Genomic DNA, 23681 nt, shown 5'->3' on the forward strand with positions numbered 1-23681 from the left:
TGCTGAGTGGGTAGGGATGGGTTAAAGCAGTCAGTTTGTGGTTCGTCGAAATCCTTAGTAAACCCGCTCGGACACCGAGTGCTGAGTTGGGAGTGAAAAGACTACCAAGAATTCTTCGCATAGCATCAACCAGACGCGAGTAAAATTGCAGTGTTAATCCCAATTTGGAATTTACGTTATTACGTTCTGCGCGGATGTGCTAAGTGAAGAGAAACTGCGTTTATGAATTTAGTTTGGCAAAGATTTACTTTATCTTATTTACCTCTGAAACAATATCTTGCTACAAGCTACTTACACCGTTTTTTGGTGGGGATATTGCACTCTTGGCGGCAAAGTAGCATCTTAATGCAGTGGGGAGACGTAATCGCCGTGGCTTTACTCAGCCTGGTGTATGCTCTGGCCCCCTTTGTATCGAGTAGCCTAGTAGGATTATTGTTAGTAGCTTGTGTGGGGTTTTGGCTACTGTTGACTTTATCTGATGACTCTGCACCATCAAGTACGCCGTTATTTACCCCCATTCATCTGCTGGTGTTACTTTACTGGGCAATTGCGGTAGTTTCTGCTGCATTGTCACCAGTCAAACAGGCAGCGTTTAAAGATTTGGTCGTATTGACACTTTATCTATTGCTGTTTGCCCTTTGTGCGAGAGTATTGCGATCGCCTCGCTTACGGTCTTGGCTGATTATCTTGTATTTACACGTATCTTTAATCGTGAGTATATACGGATTGCGGCAATGGTTTTTTGGTGCTACTGCACTGGCAACTTGGGTAGATCCCCAATCTCCTCTGGCTAAGACCACCAGGGTTTATAGTTATTTGGGTAATCCTAACTTATTGGCTGGATATCTTGTACCAGCAGTAATTTTCAGCTTGGTGGCTATTTTTGCTTGGCAAAGCTGGATTAAGAAGGCTTTAGCGTTAACGATGTTTATTGCTAATGCTGCTTGTTTGGTGCTGACATTTAGTCGTGGTGGCTGGATTGGTCTAGTGGTGGGTGTATTGACTGCGATCGCCTTATTAGTTTATTGGTGGAGTGTGCAAATGCCGCCTTTTTGGCGTACTTGGTCACTACCAATTATTTTGGGAGGTATGATTGGCTTATTGTTACTAGCAGTCATATTTGTCGAACCAGTCCGCCTGAGAGTTTTGAGTATTTTTGCAGATCGCCAAGATAGCAGTAATAATTTTCGCAGAAATGTTTGGGATGCTGTGTTCGAGATGATTCGCGATCGCCCAATTATTGGAATTGGCCCTGGACACAATTCTTTTAATCAAATCTATCCCCTCTACCAACGCCCTCGTTTTACGGCTTTAAGTGCATATTCGGTTTTTTTAGAAATAGCTGTAGAAACTGGTTTTGTGGGTTTAGCCTGTTTCCTGTGGCTGATAATTGTGATCTTCAATAACGCATTTATACAAATGCGACGATTGCGCCAATCTAGAAGTGTGGAGGGATTTTGGTTGATTGGAGCATTGGCTACTGTGGCGGGGATGTTGGCTCACGGTATTGTTGATACTATTTGGTTTCGTCCTGAAGTCAATAGCCTTTGGTGGCTAATGGTAGCTTTAATTGCTAGTTATTGGACACCTATAGCTCAAAATCAAATTCAAGATTTTAATCACGGAGAACCTACCGCAAGCTAAAAATTTGCAAAAAATAGCAGAATTCAGGAGCCACAATCCAGTTGGGATTTGTAGCTCCTGAAAATCAAATCGGCTTTTGTCGGTCATTCTGAATTCTGGTAACTTAACGTGGTGTAGTCCATGTATCGCTACCGTCGAGACGGTGAAGACACTGTTAATTTCACAAAGTCTTGGAGCAACTGGGTTTGCACTCAGCACTCAGCATCCCACACTTAGCACTCAGTACTTTGCTATAAATAGCTTAGTCTCTATATGTTGTACTTCCAGTACTAGTCGGCTCACGATAAGCAGTAGGTTCGCCACCACGCTTTTTCCCAGCTAAACCAGCTAAACCAAATAAACCAATTAATCCTAACCAACCCCAATCGAAATCTTGGCGTTCGTAAACTGTAGTCCTCGGTACAGTTTCAACTCTGGGGTCAGTAACTTGGGCATTTACAGGTAGAGTTAAAGGCAGCATGGCCATACTCAAAGTGAGAAAACCAGCGCTAACTGCTTTGGTAAAATTACGTGTCATGGTGAAAATCTCTTAATCTCTTCCAACGTCATTCACCACTGTATCGAGTCCCATAACTAATCAAATCAATCTGCGGCTATAAACTGGGCTTTATCTAAACTCACACCGAAGATATAGAACATAGTTTCCATATCTAATAAGTTTTCATCGCCCGTTGCATATCACGTTGATCTTGTCTTCGTTTCAGGGATTCGCGTTTGTCATGGAGTTTTTTACCTTTACCAAGGGCTATACTTACTTTTACCCACCCTCTTTTGAGGTACATTTTTAAAGGTACAAGTGTTAAACCCTCCTGTTCTACCTTGCCAATTAACTTACGAATTTCTCGGCTATGTAGTAACAGTTTGCGGGTGCGACGTGCTTCATGATTAAAATATTGACTACTAGCGTTATAAGGAGAGATATGAACGTTGATTAGCCATGCTTCGCCATTGCGAATCAAAGCATAACCATCTTGGAGATTGACTCTCCCGGCGCGAATCGATTTCACTTCTGTTCCTACCAATTCAACCCCAGCTTCAAAGGTTTCTAGGATTTCATACAAATAACGGGCTTGACGGTTGTCACTAATGACTTTGTAACTTTGACTCTTTTCGCTCATTGAAAAAATTTGTGTGCTTTAAATGTGCTGCAAAATATTGGGACTGTGCCAATGTTAGATTTTAGGTTGCCGTTAGCGCCGCCGAAGCAACGCAGCGAGTGTTTTAGATTGAAATCCAAAATTGAGTAATCCCAAATTCCTAAGCCTCGAACCCTGGTGGTAGAGGTCAATCCAAACTCCAAACTCCAAACTCCAAAATCAATTGACTAACTTGGGAATTTTTAGAAAAACATGATAATTCGTAAATGTGACAGCAAGTGTGATTCTATAATCTTTTATTTTAACTTTTATTTCTCAAGGGCGAAGGTTGCAGAAAAATTATGACAAATTAAATATTAATTTACACTACAGTCAGTATTTTTTGTATATATGGGTTAATTGTGAAGAATTAAAAAGCTAAATGTAGTTTTTTTACATTTTTTACCCAAATTGTGTTACGCTTTGTGAATATTTTCTCATGATTTAAGATTTTATTCATAAATCAACCTCCGGGCAGTCATTAGCTGGTAATCCTGTCATAGTATGAAACATAAGGACACTATTTCTGCCTGTGTTTACTGTTGTAGCTCGTATAAATAAATTTCTGAGTAAAAAAATGCTAGGGGTGTATTGTCCATGCCCTTGACTATTCTTGTTGTAGATGATGACCTGGGAACTCGTCTCTCTATTAGTGATTATCTGGAACTGTCTGGTTACTCTGTGGTGACAGCTAATGACGGTCAAGAAGCCTTGGTAATGGTAGATAATTACCATCCTGATTTGATCGTCACTGATATCATTATGCCACGAATGAACGGCTATGAACTGGTACGTCGAGTCCGCCAGCAACCAGCATTTAGGTTATTACCTGTAATCTTATTAACAGCACGCACCAAGACCCAGGAAAGAATTTTGGGCTACCAGTCGGGTTGCGATTTATACTTACCTAAGCCTTTTGAACTAGAGGAGTTAGCAGCAGCAATTCGTAATCTTTTAGAGCGATCGCAAATTATTCAATCTGAGTACCGCTTTTCTCATAAAGAGAATTTGGGCAGCTTCGTACCTACAAAAGAGGTAGAAAACCCAAATTCTTCATCAACTAATATTCGGCAATCCCAGTTGTTAGCATCCTTGACATCTAGAGAACAAGAAGTTTTAGAACTGTTGACTCATGGTTTTTCTAATGCTGATATGGGACATCAACTGCACTTGAGTCCAAGAACAGTAGAAAAGTATGTAAGCAGTTTATTAAGAAAAACTGCTACCAGTAACCGAGCCGAACTGGTGCGTTTTGCTATTAAACATGGGCTAGTGGAATAGCGTTTACTCCCCACTCCTGTAAGGGCGGGTTTACGAAGGATTTCGATGAACCACAGACCGACTGTTTAAACCCGTCCCTACCCACTCAGCACTCAGCACTCTCCTCTAACGTGTTGGAGTAGACCTTCACAAGCATCCAGAAGTAAATCTATAACCTGATTAAAACCCTCTACTCCACCGTAGTAAGGGTCTGGAACTTCTTTAAGAGTGTGGCGAGAGCAAAAACCACACATCAGGTGAACTTTGTGGTGATACTGCCCAGTTAAATCAAGAGCAAGGATATTATCATAATTCTCTAGATCCATCGCCAAGATCATATCAAAGTTCTGAAAGTCTAATTTTTGCAGTTGCCGAGCCTGACCAAGCAGTTTAATTCCCAACTTTGCACTAGCAGCAGCACTCATGCGTCTGTCGGGTGGGCTACCTATGTGATAACTAGATGTACCAGCAGATTCACAGAGGATGCTATCGCTCAAGCCAGCCTGCTCAATGAGATGATTCATAATGTTTTCTGCTGATGGTGAACGACAGATGTTCCCCAGACAGACAAACAGCAACTTGTAAGGCATAAATATTTTACAGGTCAAAAGTCCACAGTCATCAGTCTAATAGTTTATGACTAATGACTAATGACTAATGACTAATGACTAAAATCCAGGTAGTTCCAAACCGCTAGTCAAGTCTTCCATACGTTCCCGCATTGTTGCAGTGGACTTGGTGTAGGCATCTTTCATCGCCACGGTCACGAGGTCAGAAAGTAACTCTGCGCCTTGTGCTAGAGCTTCTGGGGCAATTTCTACCCGCTTGGGTTCTTGGTTGCCACTGACAATCACCTTAACTAATCCACCACCGGATTCTCCCTGGATTTCCATTTGCTCCAATTCTTCTTGAAGCAGTTTAGCGCCTTCTTGAACTTGCTGCGCCTTTTTAAAAGCGTCCGCGAGTTCTCTCATTTTTCCCAAACCAAAACCGAATCCCTGTCCTTTTCCTGTCATAACTGATTGTTCGCGTATGCGTTGAATAACAAATCACATTCAATTATAGATGCGCTCGGTGATTTGCCTATTTTATTCCCAATAATTAATGCTGCGTATCAAGAAGAGGAAAGGGGGCAGGGGAAAGGGTTCAGGGGAAAAAACAACGGTTGTTCAGCAGAATAAGTATAAACTAATTTCCAACTCACCCCGGCTTCCTGCTCTCCTCTTCCCTGCCTCTTCCCCCTACCTTAACCAGCCGCTAGAAACTCACCGATCATTTTTACTTCTGGCTGTAAGCAAATCGACCAATGTTCTTTGACTTGCTGCTGGATATGACGAATCAGAGCGAAAATATCGCTGGCCTTAGCCCCGCCACGATTGACAATAAAGTTGGCGTGTAGTAGTGCTACTTGCGCCCCACCAATTTGGTAGCCTTTTAAACCTGTTTGTTCAATTAACCACCCAGCCGCATAAGGTGTAGGGTTGCGGAACACGCTGCCACAGCTAGGGAAATTGTAGGGCTGGGTACTTAGTCGATGTTGTTTGTGTTGCTTGGTTACTGCCAGAACTATTGCTGGGTCAGTACCTGGTTGGAGTTGAAAGGTGGCTTGGGTAACAATGCGTTGGCTACCCTTTTCTGTGGAAGATTCGCTACTTTGGAGTGAAGAAGAGCGATAGCTGTAACCTATCTGGGCAGGGGTCAGAGTTTCTAAGGTTCCATCAGGAGAAAGTACCTCGGCGCTAACTAACATATCTGCGATACAGCTATTATGCGCCCCAGCATTCATGACTACAGCACCCCCAACAGTTCCAGGGATACCAACAGCCCATTCTAATCCTTGCCAACCTAATTTAGCTGCTTCCCATGCCAAGGTGGGAATTGATTCTCCCGCCGCTACAGTTAATTGACCTGTTTGGGGGTCAAAGTAGCTATGGCGCAGATGACGAGTAGAAATTACTAAACCTGGTAAACCGCGATCGCTTACTAACAGGTTAGAACCTGCACCTAATGTTGTTACAGGTAATCCATGTTCTTTCGCATATTCAACACTAGCTTGCAATGCTTCTAAATTCCGAGGGGCAACGTACCATTCCGCAGCTCCCCCAACTCTATAAGAAGTAAATGCAGATAAGGAGGCTTGGGCTTTGATAGCACAATCTGTACCTTTTAAGTAAATTATTTTACTATCACTTGAATCTTCTGTTTCCTGCTTCTGTGTAGTTGAAGCAAAAATTGTGCAGACATTTCCAGCTGCCTGGGAAATTTTCATCTTTACGTAAATTTGTGAAATTTTTACTTTTAACTGCCGTAAAAATACAGCAATAATATCAATCGATAGAATCGTTCCTAGAGGGAAACTGCAATATTTCCCACATCTAGGATGTAGCCGTAGCAGGTTCGCAAAGTATATTAATTACTTCAGGAATTACCTGATTTAAATTCCCAGCACCTAGAAATAGTGCTAAATCCCCAGGACGTAGGGTTTGCCGCAAGAACTCACTCATTAAAGGCAGATTAGGTTGATAAAGTACTTTGGGGTGAAATTTGGCTATTTCTGCTGCTAGTTGTTCACCGCTAATTTGCCCTAAATCGGGTTCGCCGGCACTATAAATATCAGTCAGCACCACTACATCAGCATGAGTAAATGACTCGGCAAATTCTGTCAAAAAAGTCAATGTGCGACTATAGCGATGGGGTTGGAAAATCGCTACAACTCTTTGCTCTGGTCTGGCTTGGAGACGTGCAGCAGCAAGAGTAGCGCGGATTTCACTGGGGTGGTGGGCATAGTCATCAATGAAGGTAATACCACCAACTTCTCCCCGCAACTCAAAGCGTCGTCTGGCTCCTTCAAATGTGGCAATACCTTTGGCGATCGCACCGAATTCTAAACCCAAGGCTCGACCAACAGCTACGGCTGACAGAGCATTACTCAGATTATGCCGACTGAGTAACCGCAATTTCAATACTCCCAAGGCTTTGCCTTTTTCCCAAACTAGGGCTGTAGTACCATCAGCGCGATAGTCAATATTCGTAGCGGTATAATCGGCGTTGCTTTCTGGGTTGAGGCTGTAGGTAATTGTCGGTTTGAGGCGATCGCCTCCGGCATTGTGTAGCAACTCGCGCACTGTGTCACAATCAATACAACCTATAAGAGTCTGACAACCATCGGCAAATTTTTGGAAGATGTTAACTACTTCTTCTAATGTGTCGTAGTGGTCAGGATGATCCAGTTCAATATTAGTAATAATGCCAATTTCTGGGGCGTGTTTCACCAAGGAACCATCCGATTCATCAGCCTCAGCCACCAGATACTTACTTTGCCCTAATCGAGCATTTCCTTCCCAAGCATCAACTTCACCACCAACAATAATTGTGGGGTCTAAACCAGCTGCTAACAGCATATAGCCAATCATGCTACTGGTAGTAGTTTTACCGTGAGTACCTGCAACTGCAATGCTATAGTAATCTGTAATCAAAGCAGCTAGTACATCTGAACGATGTAAAATTGGACAGCCTAATTCTAGTGCTGCTTTATATTCCAAATTATTGGCATTAATTGCTGTTGAACAAACTACTTGGGGCAAGTTTGACTTGCTAGCAGTAGCTAATATTTCTTGTGAGGTTAATAATACTCGATCACTTGATTCACTGGAGCGAAAGAATTCAAGATTACTGGCCTCTTGTCTGCCAAAAATATGGGTGCCGATGGATTCCAACTTTCGCGTAATATGACTTGGACGAAGATCAGAACCTGATACTGGTATTTGACGCTTTGCCAAAACATAAGCTAGGGCAGACATACCTATGCCACCAATACCAATGAAATGAAATGGTCTGCCATTAAAATCTACATAATTACTCATTGATTAGTCCTCTTACACCACACCATAATCACAAATGACACGCGTATCATAACAGGAATTTGATTTTTACTGTAACTGTCCTTGCATCTTGTTTATACCTAACCTTTGGATTATTTTCCTCTGTTGTTTTGCTGATTGAGAATGATTTTACCTTTGTTGGAGGTTTTTGCTATTTCTGAACTGTTATAAAGATTATTCTGCACCTTTAGGCCGCATCGGGACAGAAAATCTTGTAGTTTGAAATACATCTTTCTCAATTCCTTACTCGTGTTGGCTACAGTAATACATTGGTAGTCAAACTCCTTGAAAATGTAGCAACGTCTATGTGGCACAAATTGAGCATAATAGTATATTTGTATTAAAGTTTTGGTAAATCAAATAAACTTTAGGCATGAGTGAATGCAGCGAATAGGAATCTTTGGCGGTACATTTGATCCCATTCATTGGGGACACTTACTCGTAGCCCAAACGGCTTTGTCTCAAGTACCCCTGGAAAAGGTTATTTGGGTGCCATCATTCAACCCTCCTCATAAAACAGCAGTTTTGTTTGAACATCGTGGGGAAATGCTAAAACTAGCGACAAGAGAAAACCCAGCATTTACTGTCTCCCTAGTAGAGGCCAAACGCTCAGGGACTTCTTATGCCATCAATACCTTGATGGACTTATCTAGTTGTTATACAAATACTCACTGGTACTGGATTGTTGGTTTGGATACATTTAGAACCTTACCCCGTTGGTACCGTGGACACGAAGTAGCACAAATGTGTGATTGGTTAATCGCACCCCGACTGCTAGGTGGTGAGACTATAGCTCAAAGTGAGCAAATCTGCAAGCAAGTGGAGCAACAACTAAAAGAGCAGTCTTTTACTATTGACTGGCAATTATTGAATATACCTTTAGTAGGAATTTCGTCAAGTCTAATTCGTAAACTTTGCCGTGAATGCCAGTCAATTCGCTATTTAGTGCCAGAATTGGTCAGATCCTACATCACGACTCACAGCCTTTACTCAGGTAAATCTGAATAAAATATGTGATTTTTTTATTGATCAAACAGTTTATGGTTATTAATACCCTCCCCCTTTGCGATATGATTGGGTTCAAAGATATCAATTTATAGGCATAAATACAGAGGGTAATACACTGTGATTAGAGTCGCAATCAACGGTTTTGGGCGTATTGGACGTAACTTTGCACGCTGCTGGGTAGGCAGAGAAAATAGCAACATTGACCTGATAGCTATTAACGACACATCAGACCCTAGAACCAATGCACACCTCCTAAAGTATGACTCAATGCTTGGGAAGTTAAGGAATGCTGACATTACCGCCGATGATAATTCCATTATCGTTAACGGTAAAACCATCAAATGCGTATCGGATCGCAATCCGGAAAACTTGCCTTGGAAAGAGTGGGAAATTGACCTGATTATCGAAGCAACAGGCGTATTTACTAGTCGAGAAGGCGCACAGAAGCATATAAATGGTGGAGCCAAAAAAGTTCTGATCACTGCTCCTGGTAAAAACGAGGATGGCACTTTTGTTATGGGCGTGAATCATCACGACTATGACCACAACAAGCACCACGTCATTAGTAACGCCAGCTGTACTACCAACTGCTTGGCTCCTATAGCCAAAGTGTTGAACGATAAATTTGGGATCATCAAAGGCACGATGACCACAACTCACAGCTACACTGGCGACCAACGCTTGCTAGACGCTTCTCACCGGGATTTGCGACGGGCGCGGGCAGCAGCTATTAACATTGTCCCCACCTCCACTGGTGCGGCAAAAGCAGTAGCTCTGGTAATCCCAGACCTCAAAGGTAAGCTGAATGGTGTGGCTTTACGTGTACCTACCCCAAACGTCTCAATGGTAGATTTCGTAGTTCAAGTTGAGAAGCGTACTATTACTGAAGAAGTTAATCAAGCGCTCAAAGATGCCTCAGAAGGTTCCCTTAAAGGCATTTTGGACTACAGCGAATTACAATTGGTATCTTCCGATTATCAAGGTTCTGATGCTTCTTCCATTATCGATTCCAGCTTGACCATAGTCATGGGGAATGACATGGTGAAAGTGATGGCTTGGTATGACAATGAGTGGGGTTACAGCCAACGAGTTCTAGATTTGGCAGAACTAGTAGCTACAAAGTGGGCTTAGTTCTAGTAAAGTGCTGAGTGCCTTTCTGAGTGCTGAGTGCTGAGTATGAACCCAGTTACTTCATTACTTGGTCATTAGTCATCTCTGAAACAGAATGTAGAGACGTTGTATACAACGTCTCTACAATGGCTCACTATGGGCTATCTAAATATAGCAAGAGGACTCCCATCAACCCTACGGGTGTGATGGAGAGAGTGTCAATGCGTGAAATGTTGGAATCCCTGACCCAGAGTTAAAACTTGGTCGGGGAATTTTTGTTGTTGGTCGTGCAGTATTACTTGGGAACCTGTTGTAATAGTTCCAACTATGGCGGCGCTTTCACCGAGTTTTGTCACTAAATTCTGGGCGAGAACTTCTGGTAAGCACAGCACTAATTCAAAGTCTTCTCCGCCATAAAGGGCATATTCTAGAGATTTTTCTGCTGTTAGCCAGTGGTTAAAAGTTGCTGGTAAGGGCATTTTGCTGGCTTCTAGGACAGCGCCAACACCACTCGCACGGCAAATTTGCAAAACCGCATCTGCCAAGCCGTCGCTGCTGTCCATGCCAGCAATAGATAGATGGGGAGATGGGGGGTAGGATGCGAGAATTTCCCAGAGTATGGGTAAAACATCTAATCTTGGTTGTGGACGCTGATGGGCTGTGATGAGTGTCCTGTGTTCGGTTTCGGTGAGGTTGTGCTTTAATTCGGGATGCAAGAGCAACTGTAAGCCAGCATGGGATGCTCCATGAACACCTGTGACAGCGATCGCATTACCCACTTGAGCCGCAGAACGTCGGATAATTCTCTGAGGATCAACTTGACCAAAGGCGGTAATAGAAATAGTTGTTACAGGCGATCGCACAATGTCACCGCCCACAATTACGGTATTATATTTCTGGAGGCATTCTGTCATTCCCTCGTATAGTTTCTCAACCCAACTCACCAGAACTTCCCCAGGTAATCCCAAACCCACGGTAATTCCTAGAGGATCAGCCCCCATTGCTGCCAAATCGGATAAGTTAGCAGCCACAGCCCGCCAACCAGCATCTTCTGGCGATGTGGTGACATTGCTAAAATGCACGCCATCAACAAGGACATCTGTGGTAACTACTAAAGATTTATCTGGTGCAGTTAAAAGTACTGCTGCATCATCGCCAATCATTCCTGGGGGACAGAAACGCTGCAATTTTGCTAAAACACCTTGTTCGCCAATATCTTTAACTTTAGTCATTAGTCATTAAAAAAAAAGAGGAGTATGAATCAACCACTCCTCAAACGCTCATATCTACATTTTCTTGTACAGACCCGATTCATCGCGTCTCATTCAACAAACCATCTTTTATGCTTGTGGCTGAACTAAATTTTCTATTCCTTGAATCACAGTTGCCGATTCAATTTTGTCACCTTCTTTGAGTTTATCCAAGATTTCTTTGCCTTCGGTGAGATAACCAAAAACGGCATAGCGACCATCTAACAAGTTTCTTCCCGCCGGAGTGAGTTCTGGCTCAAACAAAAAGAAGAAAAATTGCGAGGAACCTCCATTTGCTTCCGTTTCAGGGCGAGCCATCGCCAATGCGCCAAAGGAAGAAAAAGGCAAAACCGGCATATCCAGATAACGCCCAGCTTCTTCGAGAGTAATGCCATAGGTGGGTTCTTCGTCGCCTTCAACCAAGACTTCTAAAGGAACAGCACGGTATTTTTTAGTTTTAGGATCTATAAAACCGACTTCTTTTCCCGGTGGGTCTCCGGTTTGCAGGACGTAAGATTCTTCAGAACGGGTAAATTCTAAGCCGTCATAAAAACCTCGCTGGACTAAATCTACAAAGTTGCCCGCTGTGACGGGGGCGCTATAACCATCGACTACCATAGTGAGGTCGCCTTTGTTGGTCTTCATTGCCACTGTAGCCCGACCTTTGAGTTGAGGGAGGTTAGAGAACTGAGCAGGGACTTCAAAGGGGAATTCTGTCACCATTGACTCTTCTAACTGGGTGACTATATCCAGCAGTTTGTTTCTACCTTCGAGAATTTGTTCTTTGTCTTTAATTTTGACTGCTTCTTGGAGTGAATCTACGCCGGATTTTAACTCAGCAATCCATGCTTCGGCTTGGGGTTGGCGTTCTTCAGGAACACTTGCTAGGATTTGGGTAGGTTTATCGAGAATGCGTGAGGCTGTTTTCAGGTCGCTAGACATAGCACCCCACCGTCGATTTGCCCGCAGTTGAGTAGCGATATCTTCTAAACTGGCTTGCAATCGCCGCACTGGTTTATTGTCTATGGGGAGTGCATACCTTAATAAAGCCTTGCCCTCAGTAATGGCATTTCCAGCTGGCAGGGCGGCGTTACTAGGAGGAGTCCAGCCAGCTGTACTTATGCCTAAAAATATTGTTACTAACAATATTGCCATTAGGCTGTTTTTCAGCCAGGATTTTAATATGTTAAACATGATGAAATAACTCAAATGCAACATGAAATTGTTGACTAGGCTTAACCCATCCATCATCTTCCCACAGTACGAGTGCTGAGTAATGGGGTAATTCAGAATCAGGGATGGAAAAATTAACTCAAATTCCCTGCCAGTCCCTATTCCCCAGCCCCTAGTCCTCAATCATTTAAGTTATATCTTGACGATTAATGACTAATTACGACCCTTGAAGGGTACAATAAATGCCGATTGTCTTCCCAAATTTGAAAGCTTCATGATATCTAGTAACGACTTTCGTCCCGGTGTGTCAATTGTATTAGACGGGAATGTATGGCGAGTGATCGAATTCCTCCACGTTAAGCCAGGCAAAGGATCTGCCTTTGTACGGACAAAACTCAAAAGTGTCCAAAATGGCAGCGTTGTGGAAAAAACGTTCCGAGCTGGGGAAACAGTACCTCAAGCGAATCTGGAAAAAAGCACGATGCAGCATACTTATAAAGAGGGTGAAGAGCTTGTCTTTATGGATATGGAAACCTACGAAGAGAACAGATTAAGCGTGGCGCAAATTGGCGATCGCGTCAAATACCTTAAGGAAGGTATGGAAGTCAACGTGATTCGTTGGGGTGAGCAAGTGCTAGAAGTGGAACTACCCAACTCTGTTGTGTTGGAAATTGTCCAAACAGATCCAGGGATCAAAGGTGATACGGCTACAGGTGGAACGAAACCAGCTACCCTGGAAACAGGAGCAACTGTCATGGTGCCGTTGTTTGTTGCTCAAGGCGAACGTATCAAAATTGATACTCGTGAAGATAAATATCTCGGCAGAGAATAAGTTTGTTCTTTTACTAGAACCAATTATGATTAAAATCCCTATATTAGGGATTAAATCCCTGCCAAACTTAAAATTTTGATTTACGGTTAGGTCGAGGTAATAAAAACTGTGCCATTGGAATTTAATGAAATCCGCCAACTGCTGGCAACTATCGCCCAAACAGACATTGCAGAAGTAACGCTCAAAAGCGATGACTTTGAACTCACGGTACGTAAATCGAGTCGTGATCAAGTGAGCGCACCTCCAAATCAAATCATGGAGGTGGGAACAAGTCGCGTTTTAGAGAGTGCCGTCACTACTTCTAGTGTGCAGTTGTCAGCAAATCCCCCTTCAAGCATTGATAAGAGGTTAGTAGAAGTGCCTTCGCCGATGGTAGGGACGTATTATAGCGCTCCTGCACCAGGTGAAGCACCTTTTGTGAAAGTAGGCGATCGCGTCCGTGTTGGTCAAACAGTTTGTATCATTGAAGCTATGAAGCTGATGAATGAAATTGAGGCTGAGGTATCAGGCCAGGTCATGGAAATTCTCCTGCAAAATGGCGAACCCGTCGAATATGGCCAGGCTTTGATGAGAATTAACCCTGATTAAGTATCGAAAAGTTTGACTGAATATCTCGTCTAAGGTAGACAAATATTCTCAAGTGTGCATATAAGTAGCAGATGTTTCCAAAAACCTGAAGGTAATGTGGCAAGCTGGAATCCTTAGCCGCCGCAGTGAAGGGACTTGCGCTTACTACCAGGTAAAAGATCAAATGATTTCTGAATTGTATCATCAGGTGTGCGATGATCGCCCGGCTACCAGGCTAGAAAAACCAGATCGCACCTTTCGTGTGCTGAACGGCAAAAGCTGAGTCAGTTGTCAGTTATCAGTGAACAGTAACCAGTACCTAGACTGATAACTGATAGCTGATAACTGTTAACTGTACTAAAGCTGATAGTTTTGCTCAAAACTTTCACGAGTCAATGGCTGGTCCAACTCCACACCCTCGCCACCTAAAATATCCAACTGTTCGCCGTTGACCTCAATGTATACTTTAGCCTTTGGATCTAGTGTTGTCGCAGTATAAACCACTTGTCCAACACGACCAATCATTGAGGTAGTACCGCCACCGGTAGTAAAATCGTCAGATAAATTAACGTGAACCTCATCCTTTTCCATCTTCAACCCCAGCAACTTAGTTCCTTGGGGGATAGTTGTTGAATCTGTTCCTTCTGTTGGCCCTTCTAATAAAGCTTGGAAAGCACTTTCTAAAACTTGATTGGGTTGTGTAGCTGCTATTTTAACGGGCTGGGGAACCAAATCAACACTTTGTCCTTTTGGTTGCAGCCAATAAACATTAGGTGTTTGCTCTTGTGCTGGCTGGGTAATTGCTGGCGGAGTAGGCTGTGTGATGGTTTGAGATGGGTTAGTTGGTGTAGGAGACTGGTTAGAAGTCAGCCAAGCTACACCACCACCTACTGCTACAACTGCTGCTGAGACGGCTGCAATTACACCTGAAGAAATACGCTTAGTTCCTTGTTGGTCGTTCATATTTATTTAAAACCTTCTTGACTGAGGACTGAGATAGTGTGGTTCAGAGGAGCAGCCTGCTTAAAGACGATATTGATGCGTGGGGAGTTTCTTAAAATCTCAAGATGCCTTTATAGATGAAAATTGTGCTGAGTTGATATTCTGCCTGTTTCAATACCAATTGGGAATTTAAAATGTAGGAATCCTTTTGGTGAGGCTATTGCAGCAACTTGTCATCCTGCACCCATAGTAACTTTATTTCATCTTTAATTTTAGGTTGACAGTTCTCGTCCGTCACCTGAACCTTAATGTAAATATAATCGTTTCTGGAAATACGGATACTAACAGGGACTATAAGCCAAGATTTTAGACCACGCATCCTCTCTATTGATGAAATTAAATATCCATAAGGTTGAAGTATCTAAACTTCTGTGTACTTCTACTGGGTTATGTAATCTGCTCCTTTAATATATTAATCAACTTTGCAATGGCAGTTTCCTGAAATTATCCGGAAAATATTTACATAATTTTATACTTCTATCTTCTCATGCCATAACTTAGGAATGCTACTTTCTTTTCTTTAGGTCAAATCTAAACATGAATTTACCATCAGAAGTCATTTGGAGTTTATTTTTAACAAGTCTTATAGGTTTATGGCTAATTTGGCAGAGTATCAAAATAAGCTCTAATATTGACATATTTAAAATAACAGTTAAATGGTTTATTAATAAACCTACTATTTTACCTTCTTTACTTTTTTTGCTTTCTCCTTTTTCCTCCTCTTTCTCTAAATATCTTTTGGATAATATACTACATATTTCTATAGTAGATAGTAATAATTTAATCAATGACAAAATTATTGACAAAATATTACTAATCATTGCTACAACTACAAGCTTTTTCATTGGGAATGGATTTTTAGAAAGTTTCAAAAAAAATCAGGAACAAAGGAAGGTAACAAGAATAATTATTGCAAGTATGGAAAATCACTTACATAATTTAGAAGAAATACGGAAATATCTAAATGAAGCTTTAACTAAATTACAGATGAATAAAATTTATAATCAAGTTAATCAAATTAGAAATAATTATATATATGAATCTGCTCTTAAACAAGTTGGGATATTGACAAGCAAACATATAGATATAATTTCTAAATCTTATATAGCTTTAATTTCTCTACTTGATCAAATGCCACGATTATATGAAGAACAACGTGAAGAACAACGTGAAGAACAACGTGAAGAACAACGTGAAGAACAAGATCGAGAATCCAAAAAATATGTATGTCTAGGTATTAAAGAACTAATTATCAACATAAAATTAGATATTATGCTTCTTAGTAGAGAAATACTTCAGGATGATAAAAAATTTAATGCTTATAAAAAAATAGTCCAAGATTTATACAGCCAAATGAAAGTACACATTAATAAGCAGTCTATTTTCGATGAGCATGGAGACAGAATAGGAAATGCCCATTATGAGTCTGAAAAGATGTATATAATACTAGAAAGAATCGAAATACTATTTGACGAGTATAGCTTATTGACAGAGCTTAATGATTCTTATAATAAATATAAAATTGAATTTGAAAAGAAAGAAAACATGGATTTTGATATGGACAATTTGGGTTAAGACATTGACTCATAGGTGTTGGCAAGTAATTAAGCCTAAGTAATTTTAGTGTAAAACTTTAACTGACGGCAAAATCTGTATACTTTCTTCTCATTGGTGAGTGAAAGGCTAAAACAATATCTTGTTTGGGTACACTTAAATCTAACAAATCTTGAGTAATTCCTCTCTCTGTTCCATCATGTTGCACCCAAATTTTCCCATTTTTAATATCAATATGTAATATAATCCCATGAATGCGCTTTTCACCATCCCAACCTACAGTCATTAATTGATAATGGTTATTTTCTCTATCAATAACTAACTGTAGTTCTACGTCTCCATAAGAGGGTTTATACTGACTGTATTCTTTGAGGATATTTTCAATATAATTGCGATATTTTTCTAATTTATCCATTGAGATATTGCAATCCTAATCTGATTTGCAAATACTGAGAGGGTCAGATCCCCGACTTCTTCAAGAAGTCGGGGATCTTTGTCGGTGTGCAAAAGATATTTGTTATGCTTCTAGCGCTGCTTTAATCCACTGTTGGAGTGTATTGACTACTTCCTCAATGGCTATTTCTTGAGTTTCACGGGTGGCGCGTTTTACTATTTCCACTTTGCGATTGTTAATAGCTCGACCTGTAACTATTCTGTAAGGTATACCAATTAAATCGGCATCTTTGAATTTTACCCCAGCGCGTTCGTCTCGGTCATCAAGTAATGTTTCTACACCTGCTTTGTTCAGTTCACTGTAAAGTTTTTGGGCGATTTCGAGTTGTTTTGCATCTTTGATGTTAGGAATTGTCACAATCGCATGATAAGGTGCGATCGCAACTGGCCAAATAATCCCATCTTTATCATAAGATTGCTCTACAGCCGATTGTGCCAACCTGGATACACCCACCCCATAGCAACCCATGAATAGAGGATTTTCTTCACCTTGTTCGTTTGTATACGTTGCACTCATGGCTTGGGAGTATTTTGTCCCCAATTGGAAAATATGACCGACTTCAATTCCTCTGGCTGTTTGTAGGGTTTGTTCAGGGTTATGAACGGCGCGATCGCCTGGTCTAGCTTTGCGTATATCTACTATTGCCGCAGGTAGTTTAAATTGTTCACCCCAATTAGCCCCAACAACGTGATAACCAGCTTCATTTGCACCTGTGACAAAGTTTTTTAACTCAACGGCTGTTTTATCGACTAACCGCAGAAACTGGGAATGCAACTGTTTATTAGCAGTAATATACTCATCTTGAATATCAGGCGCAATATAACCTAAAGGTAAAGATTTAGCCGCCCATGTTTGCTGCGTTTCGGCATTGGGTACATCTAAGGCAATAATAGCTTTAGCACCGTAATTAGGAGCTAATTTTGTCAATTCATTTTGTAACTTGACTTGATTAACTTCTTGATCACCCCGAATATTCACCAATACCAAAACCGTCATGCCATTATCATAAACTGCCTTATATAGGACATTTTTAACAATTTGCGTAGGAGAACATTTGAGAAAATTACAAACTTTTTCTATGGTTTCTGTTCCTGGTGTTTCCCGTTTTTCATAACTTGTAAACGGTGAAGTTTCCGCATCACTTGCTAAAGAAACAGCTTTTTCTACGTTAGCTGCATATTTGCCATCTTCAGTGTAGAGAACTTCATCTTCTCCCGCATCCGCCAACACCATAAATTCTGTAGAACCAGAACCGCCAATAGCGCCAGAATCAGCTTCTACAGCCCGGAATGCTAAACCAGAACGGCGTAACATATTGCTGTAGGCTTGATACATATCTTGGTAGGTTTCTTTAAGGCTGACTTCATCCACATGGAAAGAATAGCCGTCTTTCATAATAAATTCTCTTCCCCGCATCAAGCCAAAACGGGGGCGAATTTCATCGCGGAATTTGGTTTGAATTTGATATAAATGTAACGGTAGTTGGCGATAAGAGCGAATCATATCACGAGCAACAGTTGTGATTACTTCCTCATGAGTTGGTCCTAATCCTAATTGTTGTTCGCGACGGTCGATGAGGGAAAACATAATTCCCTCGGCTTTGGTGTAGGTATCCCAGCGTCCCGACTCTTTCCACAATTCAGCCGGTTGTAATTGGGGTAGAAGACATTCTTGTGCGCCTGTAGCGTTCATTTCTTCGCGCACAATTTGGGAAACTTTTTGTAATACCCGCCACATCAAAGGCAGGTAAGCATAAATACCGCTACCGATACGACGAATGTAACCCGCACGGAGTAAGAGTTTATGGCTGGGAATCTCCGCATCAGCCGGATCATCCCTGAGTGTGACGAATAACATTTGTGACAGTCGCATCGTTATTTTCCCTTTCCAGAATTAGTAATCTTTAAAATTGGTTAAGTCTCAAATTTTCCATCAATCAGGAGCAAATTACCTTGTCAGATATAATTTATCAAGCACAAGCACCCCTAGAATTTATTCCTCCAGCCTTCAATCCCTTGGTTCTCAAAGGCTTTCATCTGTTGCTACCGAGTTGGATTAATTGGCAAACAGCTATTACCCAAATTGAAGCAGATAATGTAGAGGTGTTGGTGGATCTTTATCGCCAGTTTCAAGAGGGTAAAGTCCGCTTTTTGTTAGCATTTCGCCATCCTAAAACAGATGATCCCTTTTGTTTGGGCTATTTGTTTTCTCAACTCGTGCCAAAAGTAGCACGAAAGCAGAACACAGCGCTACACTTACCTATTCATGCTCATTTTATCTACGATCGCGGCATTCCTCTCTGGGCTGGTTCTTACACAGGTTGGATTGCTTCGCGTTTGGGTGGGACTTCCATTCAACGGGGTAAGGCTGACTGGACGGGGTTACGTTCGGCGCGTGATTTGTTTGCTAACGGTCAATTTCCGATGGCTGCTGCGCCAGAAGGTGCTACTAATGGTTTGTCAGAATTTATCAGCCCTTTGGAACCCGGTATCGCCCAATTAGGCTTTTGGTGTGCGGAAGATTTGCACAAGCAGGAACGCTCGGAACAAGTTTTAATTGTACCAGTTGGAATTAAATATGATTATGTGGCTGCTCCTTGGAGTGCGATCGCCAATCTATTAAGCGAATTAGAAGCGGCTAGTGGGTTGGTGGTACATTCGGGACAGCAAAATCAGGTGAGCTGTCTGGAGTCACTTTATCCCCGGTTGTTGACCTTAGCAGAACACTTACTTTCGTTGATGGAAGACTTTTATAACCGATTTTATCATCAAAATTTGCCGGATGCTAAAACTGTAGCCGCCGAAACAACTGACCGCAATGCTGCTTTAGTCATCCGGTTGCAAGCCTTATTAGATACAGCTTTACGCATATCCGAGGAATATTTTAACTTACTATCCAAAGGACAGTTAAGCGATCGCTGTCGGCGGGTAGAACAAGCTGGTTGGAATTATATATTTAGAGAAGAGTTTAAGGATATCAAAGCATTATCACCTGTAGAGAAAGCATTAGGCGATCGCGTCGCGGACGAAGCCAATTCCCGAATGTGGCACATGAGATTAGTAGAAAGCTTTGTCGCAGTTTCCGGTAATTATATCAGAGAAAAACCCACAGCAGAAAGGTTTGCTGAAACAACTCTAATTTTGTGGAAGATGATTGCGCGCATTAAAGGTCATAAAATTAGCCAAATGCCACAATTGGGTCAACAACGAGTAAAAATTACCATTGGTGAGCCGATATCAGTATCAGATCGTTACCCAGCATATCAAGAAAATCGTTTGGAGGCTAGGAAAGCCGTCGCTGAGTTAACTAATGATTTACAGCACACAATGGAAAACTTAATCTAAATTTTAGTAGTGAGGACTAAAGTCCTCCCCAAAATCTTTTTAGTAGGCAAATTTTGTATTTATCCCACCGACAAGGTTTTTTCAGCTTCTTGCTGACGAATCCAAAGCGCTAACCCACCGCCACGACCACGAGCTGCAATAAAATCTTCAGTCACTAGAAAGAAAGCAAAAAAAGGTAATTTAGCGATGGACTTGTCGTAGAAATCCTCTGTTTGAGCCTGACTAGAGCGTATCTGCTTGTTGTAAACCATACGACCAAACAGATACAAAAGCAGATAGTTAAAGTCAAACGCCAATAAATTTTTCTTCCCTAAATATTGTGCTGGCCCCGTAAGCTGCAACAACACAGGCCCTAATTGCACCTGATTACCAATTTCGCCTTTGGTTGAGTCCTGGTCTAAAGTAGCACTAAAAGAAATCTGGACGGCGACAAATTTTGGCACATAGAAACCCTTTCCTAAAATAATTCCACCTCGTTTGCGAGCCTTTTTTGTGCCAGTAGCAAAGCAAAGTTGCCATGTCCCCAGCAACGATGCAAAGGGATAACTCAGCCTTTGCTGTTTAGCTGCTTTTTCAGCTTGTAATAAAGCATTTACAAGTATTTCAGCAGTAGGAAGTGCGCCCCCTTGTCCGCGATATGCAGCCACGCCTTGAGATAGGGTAGATATGAAATCAGCCATTTAGTATATTTCTATGAAGTATTTTTTAAATAGCTTGAGATTATAGCACAATAGAAGAACAAGTTTTCTAAAAATCTCGGTTGCTGGTAAATCCAAAAAATTGTCTTTGGTGTGGTTTGGATAGAGTGCAAAACTTATAAATCAACTTGCTGACCTGTAAACGTTGCGAGGTGACAATATGGATGCTAACAAAATCCTGAATCTTTATGCAGCAGGAGAACGCACATTTAATCGAGCCAATTTACATCAAATCAATCTTTGTGCTGTTAACTTGAGTGGTGCTGACTTTACTGAAGCTGATTTAAGTGGTGCTAACCTCAGCCAAGCGGATTTGAGTGGATGTAACTTGAGTCGGGCAAATTTGACTGATGCTGACCTGAGTGGGGCAAACTTGAAAGATGCAAACTTGAGTGAGGTCAACTTAATTGGTGCTGACCTAATTCGAGTCAACCTAGCGAAAACTAACTTGAGTCGTGCAGATTTGCGGAGTGCAAATTTAGAAATTGCTAATCTGGTAGATGCAAACCTCAGTGAAGCGGAAATGAGTGGGGCGAATTTAAGAAACGCTAATCTCAGACAGGCTAATTTAATTGCTTGCAATATCAATGAAGCAGAACTCAGTGGCGCAGACTTAACAGGAACAATCATCAATGAACCAGACAAAACTCCAGAAGTATTGCATATAGGAATATCTCATAAATGGGTAACTTGGGCTGGTAGTTATAGCAAAGTACTGAGTAGGGAGTGTTGAGTGCGGAGTGGGTAGGGGCGGGTTAAAGCAGTCAGTCTGTGGTTCGTTGAAATTCTTAGTAAACCCGCCCGAACACTGAGTGCTGAGTATAAATCCAGTTGCTTTAATACAAAGAAAGATAGTAGGGACACAACAGCTATTGTATCCCTACTCAGAAATTCTAATAAACTAAAGGTGCTACACCGCGCATCTTACGCAAAGCATTTATACACTGTGGACAGTCACAATTAAATAAATTTACAGCCATGTCACTTTCTTCAATATTAAAGGCTAGTAAAGTATCTACATTTTCACCAGTAAACTCGATTCCGCCAGCTTCAACTTCAGGAATTTGAGCTAAGACCGAAGCTCTAGCACAGACTGGCTTCCATATATGTTCATTCTGGACACAGGTTAATTTATCTGTATCGTTTGCTTCTGTTTCAGCCGCTTGTGCTTGGTTAGCCATTACTCCCATAGAAAGAATAGAACTAACTAGCATGGGAGTCGAAAGCAAACTAAGTATAGTTTTTTTGTTCATGAGGTTTCCTTTTAAAACAATCCTAATTGCCCAGATTATCCGATTACATCTTACGATTCAAGTAAATGTCAATCAGGAATGCCAACGAGTTGTACCATCTAATTGATCTATTAAAGTAATGCCGAGTTCCTGTAATTCATGGCGGATGCGATCGCTTTCGGTGAAATTCTTAGCTTTGCGGGCGGCTTGTCGCTGCTGAATCAAAGTTTCCATTTCCTCTTCAGTTAACCCGCTAGGTTTGACACTGGGGGCTTCTGGTTGCGCTTCCAGCCCTAACACTTGAGCTAAATTAACCAGCGTTCGCCATTACTGCTGAATTTGTGCTGGGGGACTGTCTGTTTTGCCTTCGTGAGTCAATAAATTACTTTTATCAGTTATCAGTTAATCAAGATTGTGTCGCCGTCGCCGTCGTAAAATAATTCTTTGACTTTTTGTATGTGTCCAGATGTTGCGCCTTTGTGCCACAATTCGGAACGGGAACGACTCCAGTAATGGGCTTCACCGGTGGCTAGGGTTTGTTCGATGGATTGCTGATTCATCCATGCCATCATTAATACTGTGCCATCTTTATAGTCTTGTGCGATCGCGGGAATCAAACCTGGATTATTAAACTGTAATTCTGAAATCATAATTTCGCTTCTACCTTAATTTTAAGATTAGAGCTTTTGATCAATTTAGTTCACACTCATGCAACACTAGGAAATTTTAGTATATTTTATGACTTATAGTTAATTTGTAATTTCTAGTTTATTTATTAAAGTAGAGACAAGAATTTTCCCATCTCTACACCTAAATTATGAGCTAGATAGATTTAGCTCTATGACAACGATTTAATGAAAGTTAGCATTGTGGCGGATCAAATTCATAAATTCGTCGCGAGTTTTAGAATCTTCGGCAAAAACTCCACGCATGGCACTACTAACAGTCCAAGAACCTGGTTTTTGCACACCGCGCATGACCATACACATATGGGTTGCTTCCACAACTACTGCTACACCTTGGGGTTTGAGTAAACCTTGTAATGCGTCAGCAATTTGGGTGGTGAGACGTTCTTGGACTTGTAAGCGTCGTCCATACATTTCACAAATGCGGGCGATTTTAGATAAACCGATGACTTTACCGTTAGGAATGTAGGCGACATGAGCGCGGCCAATAATTGGCAGGATATGATGCTCACAGGAACTGAAAATATCGATGTCCCGAACCAACACCATTTCATTAGCATCTTCTGTAAAAACTGCTCCATTTAACAGTTCATCCAAAGATTCAGTGTATCCCTTTGTGAGAAACTGCAAGGCCTTCATGACTCTTTTGGGAGTGTCTTTGAGTCCTTCGCGGTCTGGATCTTCTCCTAATCCAATCAACAGAGTCCGCACAGCCTGCATCATTTCTGCTTCTGTTACTTTTGGCTGCTTTTGAGCAGTTAAAGACGATAGTACCTGATCGGCAGAAGTTAGATCGGGACGAATCGATAAAGTCATTTTTTGAGTTTTGTAGGAATGTTTTGATGAATTA

The 23681-nt window shown here is 41.6% G+C and carries 25 protein-coding genes and 1 pseudogene; 10 read left to right on the forward strand and 16 right to left on the reverse strand.

Annotation, left to right across the window (positions count from 1 at the left end):
* The first annotated feature begins 222 nt into the window (after positions 1–222).
* Positions 223–1644 (forward strand): IctB family putative bicarbonate transporter, encoded by a 1422-nt coding sequence (locus ACM0OW_RS01955; protein WP_414548338.1) that lies wholly within the window; start codon positions 223–225, stop codon positions 1642–1644.
* 241 nt (positions 1645–1885) lie between these two features.
* Here the strand turns inward: ACM0OW_RS01955 and ACM0OW_RS01960 are convergent, their stop codons facing one another.
* Positions 1886–2161 (reverse strand): WGxxGxxG family protein, encoded by a 276-nt coding sequence (locus ACM0OW_RS01960; protein WP_414548339.1) that lies wholly within the window; start codon positions 2159–2161, stop codon positions 1886–1888.
* 133 nt (positions 2162–2294) lie between these two features.
* A complete protein-coding gene (gene smpB, locus ACM0OW_RS01965) occupies positions 2295–2762 on the reverse strand; it encodes an SsrA-binding protein SmpB (RefSeq protein ID WP_414548340.1) in 468 nt (155 codons plus the stop codon).
* 615 nt (positions 2763–3377) lie between these two features.
* On the opposite strand from smpB, the gene ACM0OW_RS01970 reads away from it, so the two are divergent.
* Entirely contained in the window at positions 3378–4061 is a 684-nt protein-coding gene (locus ACM0OW_RS01970; protein WP_414548341.1) for a response regulator transcription factor, read from the forward strand.
* A gap of 92 nt (positions 4062–4153) precedes the next feature.
* Here ACM0OW_RS01970 and ACM0OW_RS01975 read toward each other — a convergent pair whose 3' ends face one another.
* From ACM0OW_RS01975 to murC, 4 genes are all read right to left on the reverse strand, one after another.
* On the reverse strand, positions 4154–4630 hold the full coding sequence (locus ACM0OW_RS01975; RefSeq protein WP_414548342.1) for a low molecular weight protein-tyrosine-phosphatase: 477 nt from the start codon (positions 4628–4630) through the stop codon (positions 4154–4156).
* A gap of 78 nt (positions 4631–4708) precedes the next feature.
* On the reverse strand, positions 4709–5056 hold the full coding sequence (locus ACM0OW_RS01980) for a YbaB/EbfC family nucleoid-associated protein (protein WP_414548343.1): 348 nt from the start codon (positions 5054–5056) through the stop codon (positions 4709–4711).
* Positions 5057–5286: 230 nt separating this feature from the next.
* Entirely contained in the window at positions 5287–6309 is a 1023-nt protein-coding gene (gene murB, locus ACM0OW_RS01985; protein ID WP_414548344.1) for a UDP-N-acetylmuramate dehydrogenase, read from the reverse strand.
* 106 nt (positions 6310–6415) lie between these two features.
* A complete protein-coding gene (gene murC, locus ACM0OW_RS01990) occupies positions 6416–7903 on the reverse strand; it encodes a UDP-N-acetylmuramate--L-alanine ligase (RefSeq protein ID WP_414548345.1) in 1488 nt (495 codons plus the stop codon).
* A gap of 399 nt (positions 7904–8302) precedes the next feature.
* Here murC and nadD point away from each other — a divergent pair, with 399 nt between their 5' ends.
* Together nadD and ACM0OW_RS02000 are read left to right on the forward strand one after the other, a co-directional pair.
* Complete coding sequence (nadD, locus tag ACM0OW_RS01995) at positions 8303–8929, forward strand: nicotinate (nicotinamide) nucleotide adenylyltransferase (RefSeq protein ID WP_414548346.1); 627 nt, start codon at positions 8303–8305, stop codon at positions 8927–8929.
* A 117-nt stretch (positions 8930–9046) separates the two neighbouring features.
* Complete coding sequence (locus ACM0OW_RS02000; protein ID WP_414548347.1) at positions 9047–10060, forward strand: type I glyceraldehyde-3-phosphate dehydrogenase; 1014 nt, start codon at positions 9047–9049, stop codon at positions 10058–10060.
* A 197-nt stretch (positions 10061–10257) separates the two neighbouring features.
* Here ACM0OW_RS02000 and thiL read toward each other — a convergent pair whose 3' ends face one another.
* Complete coding sequence (gene thiL, locus ACM0OW_RS02005; protein ID WP_414548348.1) at positions 10258–11271, reverse strand: thiamine-phosphate kinase; 1014 nt, start codon at positions 11269–11271, stop codon at positions 10258–10260.
* A 108-nt stretch (positions 11272–11379) separates the two neighbouring features.
* Positions 11380–12507, reverse strand: a complete 1128-nt coding sequence (locus tag ACM0OW_RS02010; RefSeq protein WP_414548439.1) for a peptidylprolyl isomerase — start codon at positions 12505–12507, stop codon at positions 11380–11382.
* A 229-nt stretch (positions 12508–12736) separates the two neighbouring features.
* On the opposite strand from ACM0OW_RS02010, the gene efp reads away from it, so the two are divergent.
* From efp to ACM0OW_RS02025, 3 genes and pseudogenes are all read left to right on the forward strand, one after another.
* A complete protein-coding gene (gene efp / locus ACM0OW_RS02015; RefSeq protein ID WP_414548349.1) occupies positions 12737–13294 on the forward strand; it encodes an elongation factor P in 558 nt (185 codons plus the stop codon).
* A 108-nt stretch (positions 13295–13402) separates the two neighbouring features.
* Positions 13403–13882, forward strand: a complete 480-nt coding sequence (gene accB, locus ACM0OW_RS02020) for an acetyl-CoA carboxylase biotin carboxyl carrier protein (RefSeq protein WP_414548350.1) — start codon at positions 13403–13405, stop codon at positions 13880–13882.
* A gap of 67 nt (positions 13883–13949) precedes the next feature.
* Positions 13950–14144: pseudogene (locus ACM0OW_RS02025) on the forward strand (transcriptional regulator); the annotation flags it as partial.
* Positions 14145–14218: 74 nt separating this feature from the next.
* Here ACM0OW_RS02025 and ACM0OW_RS02030 read toward each other — a convergent pair.
* Entirely contained in the window at positions 14219–14824 is a 606-nt protein-coding gene (locus tag ACM0OW_RS02030) for a GerMN domain-containing protein (RefSeq protein WP_414548351.1), read from the reverse strand.
* 576 nt (positions 14825–15400) lie between these two features.
* On the opposite strand from ACM0OW_RS02030, the gene ACM0OW_RS02035 reads away from it, so the two are divergent.
* Entirely contained in the window at positions 15401–16438 is a 1038-nt protein-coding gene (locus ACM0OW_RS02035) for a hypothetical protein (protein ID WP_414548352.1), read from the forward strand.
* 58 nt (positions 16439–16496) lie between these two features.
* Here ACM0OW_RS02035 and ACM0OW_RS02040 read toward each other — a convergent pair whose 3' ends face one another.
* Positions 16497–16832: a XisI protein gene (locus ACM0OW_RS02040; protein ID WP_414548353.1), complete on the reverse strand. Its 336-nt coding sequence runs from the start codon at positions 16830–16832 to the stop codon at positions 16497–16499.
* Between the two features lie 102 nt (positions 16833–16934).
* Positions 16935–18743, reverse strand: a complete 1809-nt coding sequence (locus tag ACM0OW_RS02045) for a proline--tRNA ligase (protein WP_414548354.1) — start codon at positions 18741–18743, stop codon at positions 16935–16937.
* Positions 18744–18823: 80 nt separating this feature from the next.
* On the opposite strand from ACM0OW_RS02045, the gene ACM0OW_RS02050 reads away from it, so the two are divergent.
* Positions 18824–20215, forward strand: coding sequence for a 1-acyl-sn-glycerol-3-phosphate acyltransferase (locus tag ACM0OW_RS02050; RefSeq protein WP_414548355.1), 1392 nt, complete (start codon positions 18824–18826; stop codon positions 20213–20215).
* Between the two features lie 59 nt (positions 20216–20274).
* Here the strand turns inward: ACM0OW_RS02050 and ACM0OW_RS02055 are convergent, their stop codons facing one another.
* The gene (locus tag ACM0OW_RS02055; RefSeq protein ID WP_414548356.1) at positions 20275–20895 is read right to left on the reverse strand and encodes a hypothetical protein; all 621 of its coding nucleotides are present in this window, start codon (positions 20893–20895) and stop codon (positions 20275–20277) included.
* Between the two features lie 178 nt (positions 20896–21073).
* Here ACM0OW_RS02055 and ACM0OW_RS02060 point away from each other — a divergent pair, with 178 nt between their 5' ends.
* A complete protein-coding gene (locus ACM0OW_RS02060; RefSeq protein WP_414548357.1) occupies positions 21074–21646 on the forward strand; it encodes a pentapeptide repeat-containing protein in 573 nt (190 codons plus the stop codon).
* Positions 21647–21806: 160 nt separating this feature from the next.
* Here the strand turns inward: ACM0OW_RS02060 and ACM0OW_RS02065 are convergent, their stop codons facing one another.
* The 4 genes from ACM0OW_RS02065 to folE all read right to left on the reverse strand — a co-directional run bounded on the left by ACM0OW_RS02065 (position 21807) and on the right by folE (position 23647).
* Positions 21807–22166: a hypothetical protein gene (locus ACM0OW_RS02065; RefSeq protein ID WP_414548358.1), complete on the reverse strand. Its 360-nt coding sequence runs from the start codon at positions 22164–22166 to the stop codon at positions 21807–21809.
* Between the two features lie 72 nt (positions 22167–22238).
* Complete coding sequence (locus ACM0OW_RS02070) at positions 22239–22445, reverse strand: hypothetical protein (RefSeq protein ID WP_414548359.1); 207 nt, start codon at positions 22443–22445, stop codon at positions 22239–22241.
* Positions 22446–22543: 98 nt separating this feature from the next.
* The gene (locus ACM0OW_RS02075; RefSeq protein ID WP_414548360.1) at positions 22544–22795 is read right to left on the reverse strand and encodes a phosphoribosyl-AMP cyclohydrolase; all 252 of its coding nucleotides are present in this window, start codon (positions 22793–22795) and stop codon (positions 22544–22546) included.
* Between the two features lie 201 nt (positions 22796–22996).
* Positions 22997–23647 (reverse strand): GTP cyclohydrolase I FolE, encoded by a 651-nt coding sequence (gene folE, locus ACM0OW_RS02080; RefSeq protein ID WP_414548361.1) that lies wholly within the window; start codon positions 23645–23647, stop codon positions 22997–22999.
* Positions 23648–23681: the final 34 nt, after the last annotated feature.

Source organism: Anabaena sp. CCY 0017, assembly GCF_963920885.1.
Classification (GTDB): Bacteria; Cyanobacteriota; Cyanobacteriia; order Cyanobacteriales; family Nostocaceae; genus Nodularia.

Coding starts and splice junctions, on each gene's coding strand:
- ACM0OW_RS02010 (WP_414548439.1), bottom strand. CDS start 12,507: ATGTTGCATTTGAGTTATTTCATCATGTTTAACATATTAAAATCCTGG.
- ACM0OW_RS02030 (WP_414548351.1), bottom strand. CDS start 14,824: ATGAACGACCAACAAGGAACTAAGCGTATTTCTTCAGGTGTAATTGCA.
- ACM0OW_RS02045 (WP_414548354.1), bottom strand. CDS start 18,743: ATGCGACTGTCACAAATGTTATTCGTCACACTCAGGGATGATCCGGCT.
- ACM0OW_RS02040 (WP_414548353.1), bottom strand. CDS start 16,832: ATGGATAAATTAGAAAAATATCGCAATTATATTGAAAATATCCTCAAA.
- ACM0OW_RS02035 (WP_414548352.1), top strand. CDS start 15,401: ATGAATTTACCATCAGAAGTCATTTGGAGTTTATTTTTAACAAGTCTT.
- ACM0OW_RS01980 (WP_414548343.1), bottom strand. CDS start 5,056: ATGACAGGAAAAGGACAGGGATTCGGTTTTGGTTTGGGAAAAATGAGA.
- ACM0OW_RS01975 (WP_414548342.1), bottom strand. CDS start 4,630: ATGCCTTACAAGTTGCTGTTTGTCTGTCTGGGGAACATCTGTCGTTCA.
- ACM0OW_RS02055 (WP_414548356.1), bottom strand. CDS start 20,895: ATGGCTGATTTCATATCTACCCTATCTCAAGGCGTGGCTGCATATCGC.
- efp (WP_414548349.1), top strand. CDS start 12,737: ATGATATCTAGTAACGACTTTCGTCCCGGTGTGTCAATTGTATTAGAC.
- ACM0OW_RS01970 (WP_414548341.1), top strand. CDS start 3,378: ATGCCCTTGACTATTCTTGTTGTAGATGATGACCTGGGAACTCGTCTC.
- murC (WP_414548345.1), bottom strand. CDS start 7,903: ATGAGTAATTATGTAGATTTTAATGGCAGACCATTTCATTTCATTGGT.
- ACM0OW_RS01960 (WP_414548339.1), bottom strand. CDS start 2,161: ATGACACGTAATTTTACCAAAGCAGTTAGCGCTGGTTTTCTCACTTTG.
- thiL (WP_414548348.1), bottom strand. CDS start 11,271: ATGACTAAAGTTAAAGATATTGGCGAACAAGGTGTTTTAGCAAAATTG.
- smpB (WP_414548340.1), bottom strand. CDS start 2,762: ATGAGCGAAAAGAGTCAAAGTTACAAAGTCATTAGTGACAACCGTCAA.
- ACM0OW_RS02075 (WP_414548360.1), bottom strand. CDS start 22,795: ATGATTTCAGAATTACAGTTTAATAATCCAGGTTTGATTCCCGCGATC.
- murB (WP_414548344.1), bottom strand. CDS start 6,309: ATGAAAATTTCCCAGGCAGCTGGAAATGTCTGCACAATTTTTGCTTCA.
- ACM0OW_RS02060 (WP_414548357.1), top strand. CDS start 21,074: ATGGATGCTAACAAAATCCTGAATCTTTATGCAGCAGGAGAACGCACA.
- ACM0OW_RS01955 (WP_414548338.1), top strand. CDS start 223: ATGAATTTAGTTTGGCAAAGATTTACTTTATCTTATTTACCTCTGAAA.
- ACM0OW_RS02065 (WP_414548358.1), bottom strand. CDS start 22,166: ATGAACAAAAAAACTATACTTAGTTTGCTTTCGACTCCCATGCTAGTT.
- nadD (WP_414548346.1), top strand. CDS start 8,303: ATGCAGCGAATAGGAATCTTTGGCGGTACATTTGATCCCATTCATTGG.
- folE (WP_414548361.1), bottom strand. CDS start 23,647: ATGACTTTATCGATTCGTCCCGATCTAACTTCTGCCGATCAGGTACTA.